General features: G+C 59.4%; 12 protein-coding genes and 2 rRNA genes (1 of these 14 only partly in view). 6 read left to right on the plus strand and 8 right to left on the minus strand.

All coding sequences use genetic code 11. The annotated features are described in order from the left end of the window. Positions 1 to 29 precede the first annotated feature (29 nt). Together HQ912_RS24115 and HQ912_RS24120 are read left to right on the plus strand one after the other, a co-directional pair. Positions 30 to 1,187 (plus strand): hypothetical protein, encoded by a 1,158-nt coding sequence (locus HQ912_RS24115; protein ID WP_047229380.1) that lies wholly within the window; start codon positions 30 to 32, stop codon positions 1,185 to 1,187. 174 nt (positions 1,188 to 1,361) lie between these two features. Beyond that, entirely contained in the window at positions 1,362 to 1,877 is a 516-nt protein-coding gene (locus HQ912_RS24120) for a lysine methyltransferase (protein WP_107322934.1), read from the plus strand. 10 nt (positions 1,878 to 1,887) lie between these two features. Here HQ912_RS24120 and can read toward each other — a convergent pair whose 3' ends face one another. After that, entirely contained in the window at positions 1,888 to 2,532 is a 645-nt protein-coding gene (gene can, locus HQ912_RS24125) for a carbonate dehydratase (RefSeq protein WP_047229378.1), read from the minus strand. A 132-nt stretch (positions 2,533 to 2,664) separates the two neighbouring features. Here can and HQ912_RS24130 point away from each other — a divergent pair, with 132 nt between their 5' ends. Further along, a complete protein-coding gene (locus HQ912_RS24130; RefSeq protein WP_076386330.1) occupies positions 2,665 to 3,069 on the plus strand; it encodes a serine kinase/phosphatase in 405 nt (134 codons plus the stop codon). Positions 3,070 to 3,349: 280 nt separating this feature from the next. Here HQ912_RS24130 and rimI read toward each other — a convergent pair whose 3' ends face one another. Both rimI and HQ912_RS24140 read right to left on the minus strand, forming a co-directional pair. Then, complete coding sequence (gene rimI / locus HQ912_RS24135; RefSeq protein ID WP_047229376.1) at positions 3,350 to 3,802, minus strand: ribosomal protein S18-alanine N-acetyltransferase; 453 nt, start codon at positions 3,800 to 3,802, stop codon at positions 3,350 to 3,352. Then, a complete protein-coding gene (locus HQ912_RS24140) occupies positions 3,795 to 4,580 on the minus strand; it encodes an energy transducer TonB (protein ID WP_107322935.1) in 786 nt (261 codons plus the stop codon). The genes rimI and HQ912_RS24140 overlap by 8 nt, the downstream gene beginning before the upstream one ends. Positions 4,581 to 4,760: 180 nt before the next feature. On the opposite strand from HQ912_RS24140, the gene mksB reads away from it, so the two are divergent. The 3 genes from mksB to mksF are packed head-to-tail and all read left to right on the plus strand — an operon-like array spanning position 4,761 to position 9,569. Continuing rightward, the gene (gene mksB / locus HQ912_RS24145) at positions 4,761 to 6,041 is read left to right on the plus strand and encodes an Mks condensin complex protein MksB (protein ID WP_047229374.1); all 1,281 of its coding nucleotides are present in this window, start codon (positions 4,761 to 4,763) and stop codon (positions 6,039 to 6,041) included. Then, entirely contained in the window at positions 6,031 to 6,732 is a 702-nt protein-coding gene (mksE, locus tag HQ912_RS24150) for an Mks condensin complex protein MksE (RefSeq protein ID WP_047229373.1), read from the plus strand. Before mksB ends, mksE begins: the two co-directional genes overlap by 11 nt. Continuing rightward, positions 6,729 to 9,569: an Mks condensin complex protein MksF gene (gene mksF / locus HQ912_RS24155; RefSeq protein ID WP_047229372.1), complete on the plus strand. Its 2,841-nt coding sequence runs from the start codon at positions 6,729 to 6,731 to the stop codon at positions 9,567 to 9,569. The genes mksE and mksF overlap by 4 nt, the downstream gene beginning before the upstream one ends. A gap of 177 nt (positions 9,570 to 9,746) precedes the next feature. On the opposite strand, the gene HQ912_RS24160 is transcribed toward mksF, so the two are convergent. The 5 genes from HQ912_RS24160 to HQ912_RS24180 all read right to left on the minus strand — a co-directional run. Then, positions 9,747 to 12,050, minus strand: a complete 2,304-nt coding sequence (locus tag HQ912_RS24160) for a PqiB family protein (RefSeq protein WP_047229443.1) — start codon at positions 12,048 to 12,050, stop codon at positions 9,747 to 9,749. Further along, positions 12,043 to 12,666 (minus strand): paraquat-inducible protein A, encoded by a 624-nt coding sequence (locus tag HQ912_RS24165; protein ID WP_047229371.1) that lies wholly within the window; start codon positions 12,664 to 12,666, stop codon positions 12,043 to 12,045. Before HQ912_RS24165 ends, HQ912_RS24160 begins: the two co-directional genes overlap by 8 nt. Continuing rightward, positions 12,653 to 13,312 (minus strand): paraquat-inducible protein A, encoded by a 660-nt coding sequence (locus HQ912_RS24170; RefSeq protein ID WP_047229370.1) that lies wholly within the window; start codon positions 13,310 to 13,312, stop codon positions 12,653 to 12,655. Before HQ912_RS24170 ends, HQ912_RS24165 begins: the two co-directional genes overlap by 14 nt. A gap of 149 nt (positions 13,313 to 13,461) precedes the next feature. Further along, positions 13,462 to 13,577: ribosomal RNA gene (rrf, locus tag HQ912_RS24175) — 5S ribosomal RNA — on the minus strand. Positions 13,578 to 13,727: 150 nt separating this feature from the next. After that, positions 13,728 to 15,462 (minus strand): 23S ribosomal RNA (locus HQ912_RS24180) (it continues 1,157 nt past the right edge of the window).

Below are 15,462 nucleotides of genomic sequence, written 5' to 3' on the forward strand. Positions count from 1 at the left end.
GGGGTCCACACGCTGAAAAGGATCTGAGCATGTCCAAACTCGCCGTACTTTCTCTTGCCACCCTGGCCTTCAGTGCCGCCGCCCATGCCGACATCGATGTTCAGTTGGGCAGTACCGAACGCGTCACCCGTCTCTTCGCCTATCCCAACAACTGCAACGTCATTTGTTTTCGCAACTGGACGCTGGAGCAGACCGTTGAGCATTACCTGACCCAAAGCGTGCAGCGTGACGGCTACAGCGCGGCCAAGGTCAGCGTCAAAAGCGACAACGATAAGGTCTACGCCAGTATTAGCGGCGTGCCGCAAGACTACGGCAAACCGTTGACTGCGCTGCTGGATGCCGGTGACCTGGCATACAAGGGCGCCACCAAACTCAACAGCGATAACAAATGGGCCTACGACTGGTACCTGTTCCTGCCGCTGGGCATGGCCCTGGAGAACCGCAAGAGCATTGAGTTGCTGCACTTCCCGCCGGATTACTCCCTGACCCAGGCGCAGGACTACCTGGAATCGGCCACCACCGATCGCTGGGCCACGCTGCTGACCGCCAACGGCATCGCCGCCGAACAGACCCCGGCCTTCCAGACCATTGTCGACATCGCACCGATTGCGGCGCCATCCAATGCCGGCCAGGCGCTGGGCGGGGTCTACGACTATTTCAATGACTACCAGACCACCATGGTCAAGCAAGTCAGCCAGAACGCCAGCGGCGACGCCCTGCCGATGGTGGCCTTCGGTGCTCCCGTGCGGAACTGGATCAAGACACAGTACGGCCAGACCGTGGACGTGCTGGGTCTGGCGACCATTACGCCGACTGCGGGTGTCAAGGTTCCGGTCCTGGGCTCCAACCACCCGAGCTACATCTGGTATGCCGCCGACCCTGACAGCTACAACGGTGATCAGGCCAAGGCGGATGCGGCAGGTTTGAAAGTCATGGGGCAGGACCTCAGCGCTGCATGCTGGCAAGCCGGCATGGGCAGCAAACCGGGCACCGATCCGAGTGCGCAATTGAATCAATGCACACAGACCTGGCAGGTCACGCAAAAGGAAGAAACCTGTGAGCTGTTCTATACCTCGATCCGCAAGCTGTCTGCGGACGAAGCGGCGAAAAAATGCGCGGAGCCGGCAATCAAATCACAACTTCCACAATTGAAAGTCCCCATGCCAGCGCTGCCTGACGCGGTTTAAACCCCAAGGACTTTCCTGCGTAAGCCTGGGCTCACGCGGGAAAGCGCCTTTGGCTCCTGTCAGAGTCGACAGTAGATGGCGTTTCAAGGTTGCGCGAAGCTAGGCAGGTTTCAATGATCGCTGGCAGGATCGCCAGCGCCAGAAGGCCGAGCGTCCTACGCGACAGGGACCGTCATGACCACCTTCCTTGCAGACAGCGCATCCTCACCGAACGGGGACGGCATCTACCCCGAGAAACAACTCAGCACGCGCATGGGTTATCCATCCAGGCGCGATTTCGAAGTGCGCCAGACGACTAACGGCCGCGGCAATGGCATCGTCGCCCGCAAGCGGTTTGCGCCGTTGGAAAGGATGTGCAGGGTATCGGGGCTGATCGTCAGCCGACGACGCCTGCATACACTGCAGATCCTGCCGGACATCCACATGTATGACCCGCGCTTCGCCGGATTGCTGCAGCACTCCTGCAGCCCGAACGTTTTCCTGGACATGAGCGAACTGTGGTTATGGGCGTTGACCATCATCGAGGAAGGTGACTGCCTGACGATGGATTACGCCAGTACCGAACAGAAATTGTATCGACAGTTCGCCTGCCGGTGCGGTTCGTCCAACTGTCATGGCTGGATCACAGGCTATGACGAACCGCCCAACGAGCGAGGGATGAAATTTCTACGGCACTGGCGTCGCGACTGAATGAGCCGAATCAGGGCGCGCCGACCGGACGTAGCCGATACTGCGGCGGCAACTGCTCGAAACCGCTGATCGTCGTGTCCAGGCTTTTCCAGCGGCCGTCCTTGATCCCGTAGATACAGCCGTGAATCGACAGCTTCTGCCCGCGATGCCAAGCGTTCTGCACAATGCTGGTGTGGCCGACGTTGGCCACCTGCTGGATCACATTGAGCTCGCACAAACGATCCACGCGCTCTTCTTCGGTCGGCAATTGGGCCAACGTTTCGCGGTGCTCGTAGTACAGGTCGCGAATCGAACGCAGCCAGCCGTCGATCAGACCCAGTTGACGATCCTGCATCGAGGCACGCACGCCGCCACAGCCGTAATGCCCGGTGACCAGGATATGTTTGACCTTGAGCACGTCCACCGCGTACTGGATCACCGACAGGCAGTTGAGGTCGGTGTGCAGCACCACGTTGGCCACGTTACGGTGCACAAACAGATCGCCGGGCAGCATGCCGACGATCTCGTTGGCCGGCACCCGCGCATCGGAACAGCCGATCCACAGGTACTCAGGGGTTTGCTGACGGGCCAGCTTGGAAAAGAAATCAGGATCTTCCTGCTTGATCGCATCGGCCCAGCGCGCGTTGTTATCAATCAGATCTTGTAATTCGTTCATGCTATCTAGCCCTCGAGAATAGTGCGCAACTTTGACAGACGACCGCCCGTCGAGGTCACGTCCAGAATGCCGTTGGAATTCTCGCCACGGCTGTGGGTCCACCCAGTAAGCCCCACAGTATGAGGAATTGCCATGAATGATTCACGACGTCCTTTCGACGCGGTCCAGCCGGAACCCATCGACGATAACGAAGACCGCATGGGCTCGATGCATGAACTGGAATTCGACGAACAAGAGCCCAGCGCGAAAATCGGCGACGAACTGCCGGAAAATGAACGCGAACAGTTGATGCCGCGTGAACGCGTGCGTGAAGCCGGGCTGACAGGGGCTTCAACGGATGATCACGAACCCACCGACGACGACATGAGCCCGGAAACACTGATCCGCGAAGACGGTGCCCGGGACGCCCATGAAGCCGGTGACGACAAACGGGCGGACTGGGACCTGAGCGTAGTGGATGAAAATGACATTGGCGGGGGTGACGGGCTCGACGAAGCGGAAATGGCCGATATCGATCCGTTGGATGGCAAGCGGTAAGTGTCGATCGAGCTGACGCCATCGCGAGCAGGCTCGCTCCCACAGGTTCTGCGTCATAACCCAATGTCTTGAGCGATGCAGATCCAATGTGGGAGCGAGCCTGCTCGCGATAGCGGTGGATCAGTTTGCACTGGGGTTGAATGTGCCGCCGTCATCGCGAGCAAGCTCGCTCCCACAGGGTTTTGTGTTCGAGCGCAAATTTGATGCACACCGCCAAGCTCTCTGTGGGAGCGAGCTTGCTCGCGATGACGGCGTTGCGGTTAACCTCGATGTGGCAAGTTCAGTCCACCAAGGTACACGCCATGACCACCGCATCTTCGCGTCCGCCCACCGCAGGGTAGTAATCGCGGCGACGGCCGACTTCATTGAAGCCATAGCGCTCATACAGCCGGAACGCTGTGCGGTTGCTGTCACGCACTTCCAGGAAGCACTCCCGAGCCTCGGCCTTGTAGGCAATGGACATAAGATGCTCCAGCAGCCGCAAACCCAAGCCGCGCCCCTGGTTTTCCGGTTTGACGGTGATGTTGAGCAAGTGCGCTTCATCCAGGATGATCTGCACCACGCCGTGGCCCACTTGCTGCTGGCCTTCGAACATCAGCCAGATCTGGTACTTGCCCAGCCCGTCGAGAAAGATCCCTCGGGTCCAGGGGTGGCTGTAGGCCGCATATTCGATTTTCAGCACAGCGTCGAGGTCCGCCTCGGTCATCGGGCGGAACGATACAGCGTCACTCATTCGATTCTTTCCAACGCGCCATCAGCCGGCGCATGGCTTGCCAGACATCAGCCTTGCGCTGTGGCGTTTCCATTAACAATTCCAGGCCGGGCAACGCCCAGGCCGAGCCCAGGCCTTCGACCTGCAGTTCGCGATTGAATGCTTGAGCATCCACCTCACCCGCAAATTTCACCGCCGGCAGGCCGATCAGCCACAGGCACACGCAGGGCTCATCCTCAAGCCGCGCCGAGACAAAACCCTGGACAAAATCCCGCGCCGCTTCTGGTCCCTGGTCCATGGTCCCGCGAGACAACAACGGCCAGCGCACCGGCTCGCCAATGATCTGTGGGCTGTCCGGCAGACCGGCGGCGCGCAGCATGTCCTTGAGCAGCAGATACGCCGGATCGCGGCTTTGAAACGGTTCGCCCGTGGGCAGTTCCACCAGTAGCAGGCAACGTCCTGCCCGTAGCAGTTGCAGCGCGAAACGCGGCGGTGCGACGTAAGGGGCCTTGACCGGGGCCGGGGTCTCATCGGCGGCCTCTACCGGTTTGGCGTTGGTGCGGGTCGATGCCAGGCTCGGGCGCGGAACCTCGATCTTCGGCCGTTCGACCACGGGCGCCACCGGCTCGGCAACCGTCCTGGCCACGGGCGCGCTCACGACCGGCTCGATATCCAGCGGCTCGGGCGTTTCCAGCAGCTCGGGCCGCGACGGGGCGGCAAACGGCAATTCGGTACGCGGCAGCCAGTTGACCACCTGCATGGCGGTCAGATAGGCGCGGCGGCGGGACTCGATAAGCAAGGGTCGGCCACTTGTGGATAACTGAAAGTGGAAGGGATTCTACCGCCCTTCGAGACAGATCGCTTCCCTGTTGAATCAATAGTTGAGCGATTCAACCGACAGTCCGTCTCAGGGGTGAATCGCAACCGGCCTGATGCAGTACAATCGCCCCTTTTAATTGCCAACCCGACGGCCATTGCGATGATCGAACCCAAGCGCGTCTTGCGCGCCCTCGCTGAACACTGGGCATTGCTGGAACCTTTGTGCGAGCACTTCGACCAGGGCACCCTGAGCCTCAACGAATTGCGTTCACAATTGGCCGCCCAACAACTGGACAGCACGCCCCAGGACATCACCAACCTGTTGGACGTGTGGATCCGCCTGGACATCCTCGTACCGGTGGCGAAAAGCCCGAACCGTTTCGAGCTCAACGCCCAGATCCATGACTTCCTCGCCTACCTGCGCCGCGAACACCGTCTGGGCCTGTGCCTGGAGATCGAAGCCTACCTGCGCCACCTCGAGCGCCTGGCCGGCTACATCCAGGACGCGTTCGACATTCGCGACGGCAACGACCTGGCCCGCCAGTTGCGCCTGCTGGACATGCGCGTGCGCGACGTACTCAAGAAACTCGCCAACGACGAACAGGCCCTGGTAGCGGTGGCCGAACGGGCCAAGACCAGCGACCGGCAGATTCCGTTGCGCCAGCGCTACGCCGAAGTACTGGCGACCTGGGATGAATACGTCGAACCGATGATCCAGTTGGTGAACGCCGACGGTGCGTTCGAGCAAGGCGTGCGCAAGGTCGAGAATGTGCTGTTGCGCATGCTCACCGAACAGCAGCGCCTCGGCCACCTGGTGGACGATGACATGCTGCTGCGCACCCACGCGCGCATCCTCGAGATGCAGACCAGCGCCCAGTTGACCCTGCGCCATGCCCGCGAATTGCTCCTGCCGCTACGCGAAGAGGCCCGCCGTCACAACGCGGTGACCCGTGGCGCCGCCCTGGCCCTGGCCGCCATTCGGCGCAAAGGCCTCGATGCCGTGCCCCAAGCCGCCATGCCGCTGTTCACCCGCCCGCAAAGCACCTTCCTGGGCAGCGCCAGTCAGGTCGAAGCCTACGTGTACGCCCTGGCCCGTTTCGAACCGAAACCGGCGCGCTTCCCCAAGTCCCACAAGACCCACAAGGGCGGCGAGGCTCCTCGCGCGCCGCGCACCGTACGCGAGATGGTCGAGCGTTGCGAAGACGCGCTGCCAATGCCGGACCTGATGACCTGGTTGCTGGAGCAGGAGCCGGACGGCGCCACCGACGAATTACTGTACTGGTTCTCGCGCCTGTCGCGGGAAAAACGTTTCAAGCGCGAGCGTCTGGAACGCCGCGACTACCACACTCACGAGCATCAGGTCAGCCTGCGCTCCTTCGCCCTGCTCTCGGCCCGCGACACCGCCGCCGAGGATTCTGCGAGCATCCCCCATGCATCTTGATCTATCCGAACTGTCCCAACTGGCGCCGATTTTTCGCGAGCTGTTCAAGGGTTACCACGTCAGCCGCCGCGACCCGGAGCTGTACGCACAACTGTCGAACTTCCAGGACCAGTACCGCACGCTGTTCAAGGCCCTGGGTTTCGAACTGGTGTGCGACACCCGTGGTTTCTACTACTTCGTGCCGGACCTCGCCGCCGCTGCGGTGAACAAGACCGCCCAACGCCTGGCGCTGTTCACCTTCATCCTCGTCGAGCACCTGGCCGACCAGGGCCGCGACCCGATTGCCGTGCTCGACGGTGGGAGCCTGGGCCGCGATGAGCTGCCCTCGCTTCTGGAAAAGTACCGCGACCTGTTCCTTCAGGCCGAAGTGCAGACCCAGGAAGAGCTGGAAGAAAAAATCATGCGCCGCATGACCCAACTGGGTTTTGCCGGCGAAGAGAACGGTGTCTACCGCTTCCTGCCACCGATGCACCGTTTCCTCGACGTCTGCCTGTCGGTCCAGCAGGACCGCGACCTGGCCGCCAGCCTGCACAGCGTGCTGCCGTTGCCGGCGCCGGTACTGATCGACGAAGACAGCGACGAAAAGTTGCTGCAAACCGATGATCCGCTGGATCTGAGCGAATTCGAAGGTGAAAGCGAAGAAGACGCACTGGCCCGTGCCATTGCCGAAGAACAGGAGACCGACGCATGAGCAAGGAACGCTACGGCATCCGCCGCTTTGCCCTTTTGAACACCGCCGGCTACAGCCTGGGCCTGTTCCCGCTGGAAGAACCTCTGTCGGTGTACGGCGCGAACAACCTCGGTAAATCCGCGTCGATCAACGCCTTGCAGTTCCCGATCCTGGCGCGCATGTCGGACATGAGCTTCGGCAAGTACAGCCTGGAGCAATCCCGGCGGTTCTACTTTGCCTCGGACACCAGCTACATCCTGGTGGAAGTCGCCCTGCCCCACGGCCCGCACGTGATCGGTGTGGTCGGGCGCGGCCCCGGCGGCGGTTTCGGCCACCAGTTCTTTGCCTACGCCGGCAAGCTGGACCTGGCCCATTATCAGAAAGACGACACCTGCCTGCGTCAGAAAGAGCTGTTCACCAACCTGGAGCGCGAAGGCCTCAAAGCCTACGAACTCAAGCCTGATGAACTGCGACGCCTGCTGGTGGGCGGTCATACCTCGATTCCGCTGGACCTGACGCTGATCCCGCTGCGCTCCACCAGCGAGCAAAGCCTCAAGACCTTCCGCGCGCTGTTCATCAACCTGTTGCACATGCGCGAAATTACTGCGGCCAAGCTCAAGCAACTGTTCCTCGACGCGTTCGAGCACAGCCTGCGTTCCGGTAGCGTGGATTACATCGCCGCGTGTGAAGAGGCCTTCCGTGATGTACGACGCATGGAACAGGACTACAACTCCCTGGTGGCTGCCGGTCCGCTGGTGGAGGCCCTGGCCAATGGCGTGAAGCAGCGCGATGTACTGCGCGGCAAACTGCATCGCCTGTCACCGTTGCTCGACTCGCTGCTGGGCACCTGGTCGGACTACGCCAGTGCGCGCAAGGAAGAGCTGACCATCCAGGCCGAACACTACCGCAACGAGCAGGATTCGCTGCAGAACGACCAGCGCGGCGGCACTCAGGAGTTGATGCGCCTGGAACGGGAAATCAGCGGTATCCAGCGCTGGATTGGCGAACTGTCGGTGCTCAAGAACCGCTTTGCCCTGGTGGATGACGTCAAGGTCCTCGAGCAACAACTGCTCGCGGCCAAGGATGCCCACGACGAACTGGCCGGTGCCCTGGCCCAGTCCCGGCAGTTCAGCGCCGAAGACCTGGATGAGCGCCTGCGGGATCTGGAAAAACGCCTGAAGTCGGTCAAGCAGCAACTCGATCACGCCGATAACAACAGCTACGCCCGCCTGCGGGAAGAATTCTCGCAACAGGACGTTGAACGCCTGATGCGCCTGTTCAACAGTGCGCTGTTCAGCCTGCCGCTGGGCGAGCACGGTATCGCGCTGGACGAGAACGGCGAGTGGGTCAAATCCATGGAGCTGATCCTCGACGGCTTCAAAGGTGAGCGTTTCGAAGTACCGGGCCTGTCCATCGACCTGTCCCACATCGAACCGCCTGCCCTGCAAGCCCTGGCCGATCGCGCCGCACTGCGGGACCAGAAAGAACGCCTGGAAAAAGAACTCAAGCAGCTCAAGACCCAGCAAGCGGTGGCCGCCGACCGCGCCGCGAGCAAGACCCAGACCGAGGCGCTGTACCAGCAGGTTCTGGATGCGCAGAAAGCCCTGGAAGACTTCCGCCGCACCCAGACCCTGAGTGCCGAGGAAGGCGAAAAGCTTGAGCAACTGGCGCAGATGGAAGCCGCCCAGGACGAACTCAAGCGCTCCAGCGATGCCTTCACCGAACGTGTCCAGCAGTTGTCCGCCAAGTTGCAACTGGTGGGCCGGCAGATCGCCGACATGGAAGCCAAGCAACGTACCCTCGACGACGCCCTGCGCCGTCGTCAATTGTTGCCAGCAGACCTGCCGTTTGGCACGCCGTTCATGGACCCAGTCGACGACTCCATGGACAACCTGCTGCCACTGCTCAATGACTACCAGGACAGCTGGCAGGGTCTGTTGCGGGTCGATGGCCAGATCGAAGCGCTGTACGCCCAGGTGCGGCTCAAAGGCGTGGCCAAGTTCGACAGCGAAGACGACATGGAGCGCCGCCTGCAACTGTTGATCAACGCCTATGCCCACCGTACCGACGAAGCCCTGACCCTGGGCAAGGCACGGCGTGCGGCGGTGACTGACATTGCCCGGACCCTGCGCAACATCCGCAGCGACTACGACAGCCTCGAGCATCAACTGGCGTTGTTCAACCGCGAGATCAACAAGCGTCAGGTGTCCAACCTGCAGAGCTTCCGGATCGTCCTGGCGCCGAACAAGGAAGCGCTCAAGCACATCGACCAGATCATCCACAGCGCCGGCCAGTACGAGGAAGGCGAGACCCTGTCGGTGTTCGACCTCAGCCAGAGCGCCGAGCAGGACAACAAGAACGAAGAGGCCAAGGAATACCTGGCCCGCCTGGTGGCGGCCAACCACAACCAGCTCGGCCTCAAGGACCTGTTCGAACTCGCCTTCGAGATCACCAAGGTCAACGGCCAGCCCGTGATCCACACCGATATCGATGGTGCGGCGTCCAACGGCACCACGATGACCATCAAGGCGCTGACCAACATGTATTTGTTGCTGCACCTGATGGACCGCGAACAGGCCGGTCGCGTGCGTCTGCCGTACTACCTTGACGAAGCGGCAGACATCGACGAGAAAAACCAGGCCGCGCTGCTGGAAACCAGCTTGCAGCTGGGTTTTGTGCCGATCCTGGCCAGTGTGAAACCGCAAGTCTGCGCCAGCGTCGCCATCGACCTGGAAGGCGGCAGCGGCCCCAACGGCATCTACATCGACGAGGCGGACTGGAAGTACATCCGCCGTCACGATGCGGTGAAAGCCACGGTGAACGTGCAGGCCGACGAGCCGGAGCTGGATCCGGTTTGAGGTAAATAGCCGGACACAAAAAAGGCCGCGATCCAATGGATCGCGGCCTTTTTCATTGGGCTTTTTAGGATTGTCGCGAGCAGGCTCGCTCCCACAGGTTTAGCGTCGCAATCAGATGACACTTCGTGGGAGCGAGCCTGCTCGCGATGGCGTCAGAACAGACTGATTGCCCCCTGATCACTTACCCAGCTTGATCTTCGGCGCCCAGGTCAGCCACTCCTCTTCAAACTGATCGAACAAGGGGAAGGTCTGCTCCGGTCGCGCCGGGTTGCCCATCCGCTCGCCATCCGGGGTGGCAAAAGCGATGCCGCCCTGGATCAGCGTCTCCAGCGACTCAGTCCGCACTGTCGCGCCTTTGAACAACCCGAAGTCCATGCCGAAGCCACTGGTATTCCAGAATCGCGTGCCGCTGCGCACCAATGGCGCGTACTTGGGCTCGATCAGGATATGGACCAGCACACGGTCCGCCGTCTGGCCCAATTCATAGCCGGTGACCTTGCCCACGGTAATCTCGCGATACGTCACCGGCACGCCGGTCTTCAACGAACCACGGCGAGCGGCGCTCAACACCAGGCTCAGACCGGCTTCAGGGACGGCGTTTTGCGGTGGGCTGGCGAGGGCCACGAAGTTTTTCTGCGGCCCCAGGTTTTTCACCGGTGGCTGTACTTCGATGTACTGCCCGGTCACCAGCGTCTCCAGGTTCGAGGTCTTCATCAGCCCCAGTTCGGGCTTGACCACCCAGAACTGGGAGCCGACCCGAGCAATACGCTCCGGCACTTCGGTGATACGTGCGGTGAGCAGGATAGATTGCATGTCGGCGCTGAGGTCCACGTCCTCGATCTTGCCCACATCCAGCCCTTTGAAACGAATCGGCGTGCCGCTGCGCAAACCGTCGGCGCGATCGACCTTGATCGTCACCATTGTGCCTTTCTGTTGCGCGGCTTCGCGGTCTGCATGCAGGCGGAACCGTGGGATGCGCCTTTTCAACGGCACATTGGGTTCCGGCGTCTCGAAAGAAATGCCGCCGGCCATCAGGCTTTGCAAGGATTCGCTCTTGACCTGGATCCCCCCCGTCAAACCACCCGTGAGCGTAATCCCGCTGGCATTCCAGAACCGGGTCGATCCGTTGACCAGACCTTCGTATTCCTTCTCGATGTGCACACCAATGATCAACTGCTTTTTCTTGCGGGAGAACTGGTAGCTCTGCACCGATCCAACCTTGACCTGTTTGTAGAGAATCGGACTGCCGACCTCCAGCGAACCTAGGTTTTCAGTGAGCAGGACCAGGTGCAGCCCGGGCGAACGCAAGTCCAGAGGTGGCGCCTTCGGCCTGGCTTCAAACTCGCGCTGCGGCGCGCCTCCCTTGTCGCCGGGACGTATGGCGATGTAGTTACCTTTGACCAATGCCTCAAGGCCCGTAATCCCCGCCAGCGAGATCGACGGCTTGACCACCCAGAACTGGGTGCCGGTCACCAGGTAATCTTCGGCCAGTGGGTCTAGGGTCAATTCAGCGGTAGCGCTGGACAGATCCGGATCGACCTTGAGGTTCTTCAGGCTGCCGACCTGAATGCCTTTGTACATCACCGGAGTACGACCGGACTGTAACCCTTCGAAGTCGCTGAGCTTGACCTTCACGCGGATGCCGGCAGCGGCAGCGTCGAAGTCTTCATAAAGACGAAACGGCAGGCTCGGGTCTGTGGGCGGACTGTCTTTGCGACTCTCCGGCGTGGCGAACGCGATACCACCGGCCACGATGCTCGCCAGGGATTCGCTGCGCACTTTGACGCCCGACAGATTGGCATCGATGCTGATGCCGCTGGCATTCCAGAAACGCGTATGTTTACGCACCAGGCCGGCATAAGTCGGTTCGATATAGATTTTGATTTCGACCGTGCTCTGATCCTCCGATAGCAGGTAGCTTTTCACCTGCCCGACCTGAATCTGTTTATAGAACACCGGGCTGCCACGGTTCAGCGAGCCCAGGCGCTCGGCCTTGAGGGTCAGGTGCAAACCAGGCTTGGCGTCCGAGAGCGGCGGCTCTTCGGCCAGGGCCTTGAATTTACGGATCGGCTCCCCTTCCCCCGGGCTGATAGCCACGTAGTTACCGGAAACCAGGGTTTCCAGGCCGGTGATGCCGGCCAGGGTCACGCTCGGCTTGACCAACCAGAAGCGTGTCCCGGTCTTGAGGTATTGCTCGACGTCCTTGTTCATCTCAATGGTCGCGACCACGCCTTTCGAGCTGCCTTCGTCATCGAGCTTGAGGGACTTCACTTTGCCAACCGGCATACCCTTGTAGACGACTTCAGTCTTGTTGACCTGAATACCCTCGCCGCTTTCAAAGCGCACGTTGATCTCGATGCCGGTTTCGTTATAGGCCCGCCAGCCGAGCCAGCCGCCGATAATCAAGGCAATCAGCGGCAAGACCCAAATTGCGGACCAGTTCGAAGCCGGTCGGGTTTTAGCGGTAGGCAAATCAGTCATGGTCGTCATCCGACTCCGTGTTATCCCAAATCAGTCGGGGATCGAAGGTTACTGCGGCAATCATTGTCAAAATCACTACGCTGGCAAAAGCAATTGCACCAAGACCGGCTTCGACACTGGCGAGTCGACCGAAATTCACTACCGCCACCAATATGGCGATCACAAAAATATCCAGCATCGACCAGCGCCCAATGAACTCGATAAAACGGTACATAAGGATGCGTTGCCGCGCAGACATGGGCTGGTGCCGTTGCACGGAAAACAGCAGCAAGGCGATGCCTACCAACTTGAAAGTCGGAACGACGATACTGGCGATGAACACCACGGCGGCAATCGGAATCATCCCGTGCTGAACCAGCTCGATGACCCCGGCCATGATGGTGCTCGGAGCCCCTTGCCCCAACGAGTTGATGGTCATGATCGGTAGCATGTTGGCCGGAATGTAGAGAATCGCGGCAGTGACCAATAACGCCCAGGTCCGCATCAAGCTGTTTGGGCGACGAGGATGAACCAGGGCGCCGCAGCGGGTACAGGTTTGTGTATCGACGTCAGCTTCCTGCCGGTTTAGCTCGTGGCATTCTGTGCAGATCAAAATACCCGCATCAATCGCCCGCATGAGCGTCCTCTCCTGATAACGCTTGCCAGATCTGATGCGGCGACATCACCACCTCCAGCCAGACCTGGACGAGCAACAAACTGATAAAACACGCCAGACCAAGCCCCACGGTAATGGCCGCCATGTCTGCCAACTTGACGATGGCCACCAGCACACCCATGAGGTAAACCTCCAGCATGCCCCAGTCGCGTAAATGGTGATAAATGCGATAGAGCAATAAGCCGTAGCTACGGCCGATATTCCAGCGAATGGTCAGTAGCACGGCCAATTGGCAAAGCAGTTTAAGCAGCGGAATACCCATGCTGCACAGGAAAACCACCACCGATACACCCTGCATGCCGGTATTGAACAGGCCGACCACACCACTCCAAACGGTGTCCTGGGAGGATTGGCCGAGCAAATTGAGCTGCATGATGGGTAAAAAGTTCGCAGGCACATACAACAGCAGAGCGGCAATGACCAATGCAAGGCTGCGTTCGACCACATTGTGTCGGTGAGCGTAGAGCTCATACCCACAGCGAGGGCATTCGGCTTTTTCGCCATGGGCCAGCTGGGGCTTGCGCATCAACAGGTCGCACTCATGGCACGCCACCAAGTCATCCAACGGCAGATCTGACAACCGAGGGGCGTCAAACGGATCGGGCATAAAGAGCTCTGGCTCAACTAAGGTGGAGGCTATTCTAGTTCGCTGGCTTGAAAATAACTGTGCAAATTTATTCCGAGCCTCGGCGCAATTTTATTGCGGGCAAAACAAAACCCCTACCTGCGTCAGCAGATAGGGGTTTCGGAATTTAATCTTGACGATGACCTACTCTCACATGGGGAAACCCCACACTACCATCGGCGATGCATCGTTTCACTACTGAGTTCGGGATGGGATCAGGTGGTTCCAATGCTCTATGGTCGTCAAGAAATTCGGTAGCCAGCGCGTGCCTTGCGGTCACGTTCCAGCGAATGGGTATGCGATAGGTTTGTGTGTTGTGCGAACTTTCGGTTCATAGCGTCTTCACACACCGCAATCTGGTGCCCTGTATCGGGTCAGCAAATTGCTTGGGTGTTATATGGTCAAGCCTCACGGGCAATTAGTATGGGTTAGCTCAACGCCTCACAGCGCTTACACACCCCACCTATCAACGTCGTAGTCTTCGACGGCCCTTCAGGGGACTCAAGGTCCCAGTGAGATCTCATCTTGAGGCAAGTTTCCCGCTTAGATGCTTTCAGCGGTTATCTTTTCCGAACATAGCTACCCGGCAATGCCACTGGCGTGACAACCGGAACACCAGAGGTTCGTCCACTCCGGTCCTCTCGTACTAGGAGCAGCCCCTCTCAAATCTCAAACGTCCACGGCAGATAGGGACCGAACTGTCTCACGACGTTCTAAACCCAGCTCGCGTACCACTTTAAATGGCGAACAGCCATACCCTTGGGACCGGCTTCAGCCCCAGGATGTGATGAGCCGACATCGAGGTGCCAAACACCGCCGTCGATATGAACTCTTGGGCGGTATCAGCCTGTTATCCCCGGAGTACCTTTTATCCGTTGAGCGATGGCCCTTCCATACAGAACCACCGGATCACTAAGACCTACTTTCGTACCTGCTCGACGTGTCTGTCTCGCAGTCAAGCGCGCTTTTGCCTTTATACTCTACGACCGATTTCCGACCGGTCTGAGCGCACCTTCGTACTCCTCCGTTACTCTTTAGGAGGAGACCGCCCCAGTCAAACTACCCACCATACACTGTCCTCGATCCGGATAACGGACCTGAGTTAGAACCTCAAAGTTGCCAGGGTGGTATTTCAAGGATGGCTCCACGCGAACTGGCGTCCACGCTTCAAAGCCTCCCACCTATCCTACACAAGCAAATTCAAAGTCCAGTGCAAAGCTATAGTAAAGGTTCACGGGGTCTTTCCGTCTAGCCGCGGATACACTGCATCTTCACAGCGATTTCAATTTCACTGAGTCTCGGGTGGAGACAGCGCCGCCATCGTTACGCCATTCGTGCAGGTCGGAACTTACCCGACAAGGAATTTCGCTACCTTAGGACCGTTATAGTTACGGCCGCCGTTTACCGGGGCTTCGATCAAGAGCTTCGCGTTAGCTAACCCCATCAATTAACCTTCCGGCACCGGGCAGGCGTCACACCCTATACGTCCACTTTCGTGTTTGCAGAGTGCTGTGTTTTTAATAAACAGTCGCAGCGGCCTGGTATCTTCGACCGGCGTGGGCTTACGCAGCAAGTGCTTCACCCTCACCGGCGCACCTTCTCCCGAAGTTACGGTGCCATTTTGCCTAGTTCCTTCACCCGAGTTCTCTCAAGCGCCTTGGTATTCTCTACCCAACCACCTGTGTCGGTTTGGGGTACGGTTCCTGGTTACCTGAAGCTTAGAAGCTTTTCTTGGAAGCATGGCATCAACCACTTCGTCACCCAAAGGGTAACTCGTCATCAGCTCTCGGCCTTAGAATCCCGGATTTACCTAAGATTCCAGCCTACCACCTTAAACTTGGACAACCAACGCCAAGCTGGCCTAGCCTTCTCCGTCCCTCCATCGCAATAACCAGAAGTACAGGAATATTAACCTGTTTTCCATCGACTACGCTTTTCAGCCTCGCCTTAGGGACCGACTAACCCTGCGTCGATTAACGTTGCGCAGGAAACCTTGGTCTTTCGGCGTGGGTGTTTTTCACACCCATTGTCGTTACTCATGTCAGCATTCGCACTTCTGATACCTCCAGCAAGCTTCTCAACTCACCTTCACAGGCTTACAGAACGCTCCTCTACCGCATCACCTAAGTGAT

Source organism: Pseudomonas sp. MPDS, assembly GCF_013283895.1.
Lineage (GTDB): Bacteria > Pseudomonadota > Gammaproteobacteria > Pseudomonadales > Pseudomonadaceae > Aquipseudomonas > Aquipseudomonas rhizophila.